The following is a 5,183-nucleotide window of genomic DNA, read 5'->3' on the forward strand; positions in this document are numbered from 1 at the left end:
TTCCTATTAAAAATGAAAATGGGCTATCCTGATCCATCCGAGGAAATGGAAGTATTGACTCGTGCACAACTTATGCATCCAATAGAAGAATTAGAAGCTGTTATCAGCTTAGAAGAGGTTCGTGCGCTACAGCAAGAAGTGAAGCAGGTATATGTTGACGATACAATTAAACGATATATAGTAGACCTTGCTAATAAAACAAGGAATCATCCGAATGTATATTTAGGAGCTAGTCCCCGTGGTTCCATTGCGTTGATGAAGGCCGCACAAGCTTATGCTTTCATTAACGCAAGAGAATATGTTCTTCCAGACGATGTTCAATACTTAGCGCCATTTGTGTTTTCACATCGGATTATTTTAAAGTCTGAGGCAAAGTACGATGGAATTAGTACAGAGGAGTTAGTGCAAAACATCCTTACAAAAATACCGGTTCCGGTTCAAAGGCTAGTGAAATAGGGATGAAGAAATTTTTACAAGCAATACAACCTTATACGAAGATGATCTCTTTGTTAATGATGATTGGCATAAGCTTCGTATATGCCATGTTCCAAGGGGGATTTGTTAGTTGGTTTTTGTTTTATTGCTTTCTTCCGTTTGGAATTTATGCTATGCTCCTATTCTTTTATTCACTTAGGGACTTTACAGCTAAAAGACTCATAACAGCGTCTTCTTACCAAGCTGGTGATGACGTAAGGATTAAACTGGAAATATCCCGTCGTTTTAGTTTTCCACTTCATTATTTAGTGGTAGAGGATATTTTACCAGAAAAGCTAGCCAAATACTCAACAGTTTCAACAAAGAAACTAGTGTTTCCAGGCTTTAAAAAATTTGTCACACTAGACTACCAAATTACCAATCTTGTTAGAGGGGAACATATCTTTAAGGAGATAGTCATTAAAACGGGAGATATGCTAGGATTATTCCAAAAATCTTATGTAATGAAGGTGGAAGGGAAATTATTGGTTTTACCTAAATACAAAGACCTTCGTTTTCAACAAATGGTTGCCTTCTATGAGCAAGGACAAACTGCATCGGTGGTCAAAATGCGAAGAGATACCTCTATTGTTTCAGGTATCCGTGAATATCAGCAGGGAGACCGTCTAGGATGGATTGATTGGAAGGCTACAGCCAAAAAGAACGAAATCATGACAAAAGAATTCGAAGAAAGAAAAAGTCAGGATGTATTCCTAATTTTGGATCAGTTCCCTTCAGAAACATTTGAAGAGATGGTTTCCTTAACAGCTTCTCTTGCGCATTCTATTATTAAAAGGGGAGTCCAGGTTGGTTTTACCGGAACGAATGATCTGAATGAGATGCTGTTGATACGAGGTGGAGACTCTCAGAAACAAAAAATCTTGTACCAGCTTGCAAAAGTAGAAGACCACACCCATGCAACTTTAGAGACGGTTCTTCAAGGCAGCAATCAATACTTGCCGTCCAATCTTTCTTTTCTAATGATCACTTCGTATTTTTCGGATGAAACATTAAGGGTGTTATCAAACTTTAAACGAAACAGACCTGCCTCTATTTTTGTGATTAAGAAAGAACGTTCCCAGAAAGAGTCTGAAGTAAAACTGGAAGAGATGGCTCGAGTTAGAGGAATCACACTCAAACATTTTTCTGAAGGAGAATGGGAACAAGCACTGGCGGAGGTGGGAAGAGGATGAACCTTCACCTAAACAAATTAGAAAAGTTAGGTAACTTACTATTTTATATAGCAGGTTTATTTTTATTATGGGAATGGATGAAGCCTCTAGAAATACTGACGGAAACAAGTAATCTCTCCGTTTTTATTATCTTTATTGGGCTTGCGTTCCTTTTGCAATATTTACAATGGAGATTTATTTTTCGATTCTTCATATTAATTACCTATATATTATGGAGTGTACATAAGTTATATTTTGATGAAATATCTCTTATCAATCCTGAGTGGTTCATAAAATGGTCAACGGAAATTATCCATAATATTTCCTTAATCATCAGTCAGGATTGGGCAAATATTTCTTATTCATTCCAGACTCTTTTGTTCTTCTTGTTGCTAGCACTAATGACGTATCTAGTGCATTATTGGGTAGTTATCAGAAGGAAATTGTTATTGTTTTTCTTCACAACCATTGTTTTTATTACAATTCTTGATACATTCTCTCCTTATGATGGAAATGCCGCTATTGTTAGAATTTTAGTTATTGGATTTTTAACTTTAGGGTTGTTGGCTTTGTATCGATTAGCTTTAGAAGAACGACTATCTATGGAGTCTGCCTTTTTAAAAAAGTGGTCGGTTCCTTTAATAATATTCATCCTAACGGGAGCGGCAACAGGATTTGCGATGCCGAAGCTTGAACCGCAGTGGCCAGACCCGGTCCCTTTCATCATTTCGTATTCAGAGAAATTTAAGGATGAAGAAGGGACGAAGAAGGTGGGCTACGGTGAAGACGATTCTAAGCTAGGAGGAGATTTTGAGGAAGACGATACTGTAATATTTACTGCTACTGCTGATACTAAGCATTATTGGAAGGTCGAGAGTAAAGATGTATATACAGGAAAAGGGTGGGAGCCTTATATAGATAGTCGTGATGGAGACTATGCTTTTGCGAACGGTGAAGAGGTGGACTATTTTAAATATCCTCTTGGATTCAAAGCGTTCAAACATACTGATCAGGTAACGATCAATGTAGGATATTCACATGTTCCTTATCCTGAACCCTCAGCAATAACTAAAATAACAGCTGACCAGATTGACTATCAATATGTATTCCGAGGCAGAGACGAAAAAGTAACCTATGGAGGGAATGGTGGGCTGCCTCTAATTTCTCAGTATTCTATAGATTATCAGCTGCCAGTCTTTAACTTAGATGAGCTTAGGAAAATAACAGATGACTATGTTTCAAATATCGATAATCAAACCCTTTTAGATGTTCGCTATAGAATAATGCCAGAACGCTATACCAATCTACCAGACAATCTTCCTTCAAGAGTAAGGGAGTTAGCAGAATCATTAACAGCAGAAGAGGATAATTGGTATGACAAAGCAAAGGCGATTGAAAATCATTTTGATAGCCCAGATTTTATTTATGATCGAGTGAATATCCCTTACCCTGAAGAGAATCAGGATTATGTTGACCAATTCCTTTTCGAAACGATGCGTGGATATTGTGATAATTTCTCCACATCGATGGTAGTTATGTTACGTTCTATTGGTATTCCTGCCAAATGGGTCAAAGGGTACTCTGATGGGCAATTATTAGAAACGAAAAGTGGTCGTTCAACCTATGAAATCTCGAATAACAACGCTCATTCTTGGGTTGAGGTCTACTTTCCAACTATTGGTTGGGTTCCTTTTGAGCCGACTAAAGGGTTCTCAAATAGAACGAGATTTGAATCAACCATTAATTATGACGAAAATGAAAATATGGAGGATAAAAAGGAAGAAGCTCCACAGCCTAACCAACCACAGTTAGAAAATAAAGAGGAAGCTAAAAAAGATACAACGAAATTTTCTCTTCAGGAATTACTAGAGAAAGGTTTAACTGGCTTAAAAGAGAACTTCTTTAAAATTGTTTTTTATATCCTTATTATTAGTGGTATTTTTTATGCGATTTATAAAAATCGTGGGAAATGGATACCTAGATGGTGGTTATTGTATTTTAAAACGAATAGGTCTGAAGAAGCCTTCTTAAGAGCTTATCCGGTGCTATTAAAAGAGCTACAAAGATATGGTTTAAAGAGACAATCTCATCAAACATTGTGGGAATATGCGAATTACATCGATTCCTATTTCATGAATAATGATATGAAAAAACTTACGAAGCACTACGAAAAAGTAGTATACGGTGGAAAGCATTCGAAAGAAGAATGGGAACAATCGCGCAAATTGTGGGAAAATTTAATTAAAAAGACAATAGCTTGACCAGCATTTTAGGGTATTGATACAATAAAACGGAACTTAATAGATTATCGTGTTTTCCTTCGTATATCCTCGACAATATGGGTCGAAAGTTTCTACCGGATCGCCGTAAATGATCTGACTATGGGGGATGCATTGCCGTTTTGTATATACTTTTTGGTTCTGTACATACTTTATCAAGCAATGTGTCAAGCTATCGAATGAAGATACAACTAGAACTCTGCTAAGCAGATTCTAGTTTTTTCTTTATACTTTAAGAAAATATAAATTGGTAGCATTGAAGTAACTCGACGTAGTGACCAATATTAGGAATAAAGTATGAGTGCAACTAGGCAATTGCCTGCGCTTAGGCTTGGCACTAGCCAAGTTTTCTAATATAAAGCTATTGGAAGTAATTTCAATATTAAGTGATACACTTGTGAAGTTTTGCTAAAACTAATAAAGTGACGGCTTCTCCTAAAATAAATTAGACTTGATACTACAGATGAGGTGACTAGTTGTGCCAGGAAAAACTGAACTGCATAATCAGGAAATGATCGTTGTATTAGACTTTGGAAGTCAATACAATCAGTTGATTACGAGAAGAATTCGTGAATTTGGTGTGTATAGTGAGCTTCACCCGCATACAATTACAGTGGAAGAGCTAAAGGCTATAAATCCGACAGGTATCATCCTTTCAGGTGGCCCTAACAGTGTCTATGACGAACAATCATTCCGTTGTGATGAAGGTATTTTTGAAATGGGAATTCCAGTCATGGGTATTTGTTATGGGATGCAATTGATGACCGTGCACTTCGGTGGAAAAGTTGAAAAAGCTAAGCATCGTGAGTATGGAAAAGCAACTCTACTAGTTGAAGAAGGTGCAAAATTATTCCAAGGACTTCCGGTAGAACAAACCGTTTGGATGAGTCATGGTGATTTAGTGGTGGAAACTCCTCAAGGCTTTACTGTTGATGCAACGAATGCATCTTGTCCAATTGCAGCAATGAGCGATTCTACTAGAAACCTATATGCAGTTCAATTCCATCCTGAAGTACGCCACTCAGAATTTGGAAACGAATTATTAAAGAACTTTGTATTTGAAATTTGCCGCTGCAAGGGCGACTGGTCGATGGAAAACTTCATCGAAATTGAGATGGAGAAAATCAGACAAACGGTTGGTAACAAAAAGGTCCTTTGTGCTCTTAGTGGAGGAGTAGACTCTTCTGTAGTAGCGGTTCTAATTCATAAAGCTATCGGTGATCAATTAACATGTATTTTCGTTGATCATGGTTTACTG

The 5,183-nt window shown here is 37.1% G+C and carries 4 protein-coding genes and 1 riboswitch; all 4 genes read left to right on the forward strand.

Going from position 1 to position 5,183, the window contains the following annotated elements:
* The coding region (locus DBX25_RS21510) for an AAA family ATPase (RefSeq protein ID WP_240620400.1) at window positions 1–456 on the forward strand (456 nt) is incomplete at its 5' end.
* Window positions 457–458: 2 nt separating this feature from the next.
* Window positions 459–1,667, forward strand: coding sequence for a DUF58 domain-containing protein (locus tag DBX25_RS18115; RefSeq protein WP_108672188.1), 1,209 nt, complete (start codon window positions 459–461; stop codon window positions 1,665–1,667).
* Window positions 1,664–3,907: a DUF4129 domain-containing transglutaminase family protein gene (locus tag DBX25_RS18120; protein WP_157951010.1), complete on the forward strand. Its 2,244-nt coding sequence runs from the start codon at window positions 1,664–1,666 to the stop codon at window positions 3,905–3,907. Before DBX25_RS18115 ends, DBX25_RS18120 begins: the two co-directional genes overlap by 4 nt.
* 39 nt (window positions 3,908–3,946) lie before the next feature.
* Window positions 3,947–4,048, forward strand: a riboswitch (purine riboswitch).
* 355 nt (window positions 4,049–4,403) lie between these two features.
* On the forward strand, window positions 4,404–5,183 hold a 780-nt coding region (gene guaA, locus DBX25_RS21515), incomplete at its 3' end, for a glutamine-hydrolyzing GMP synthase (protein WP_276309642.1).

This window comes from Peribacillus acanthi (assembly GCF_003073175.1).
GTDB classification, from domain to species: domain Bacteria; phylum Bacillota; class Bacilli; order Bacillales; family DSM-1321; genus Bacillus_BN; species Bacillus_BN acanthi.

What these genes read in the sequence shown, in the direction of transcription:
- DBX25_RS18115 (WP_108672188.1), top strand. Translation starts at nt 459, where the DNA reads ATGAAGAAATTTTTACAAGCAATACAACCTTATACGAAGATGATCTCT.
- DBX25_RS18120 (WP_157951010.1), top strand. Translation starts at nt 1,664, where the DNA reads ATGAACCTTCACCTAAACAAATTAGAAAAGTTAGGTAACTTACTATTT.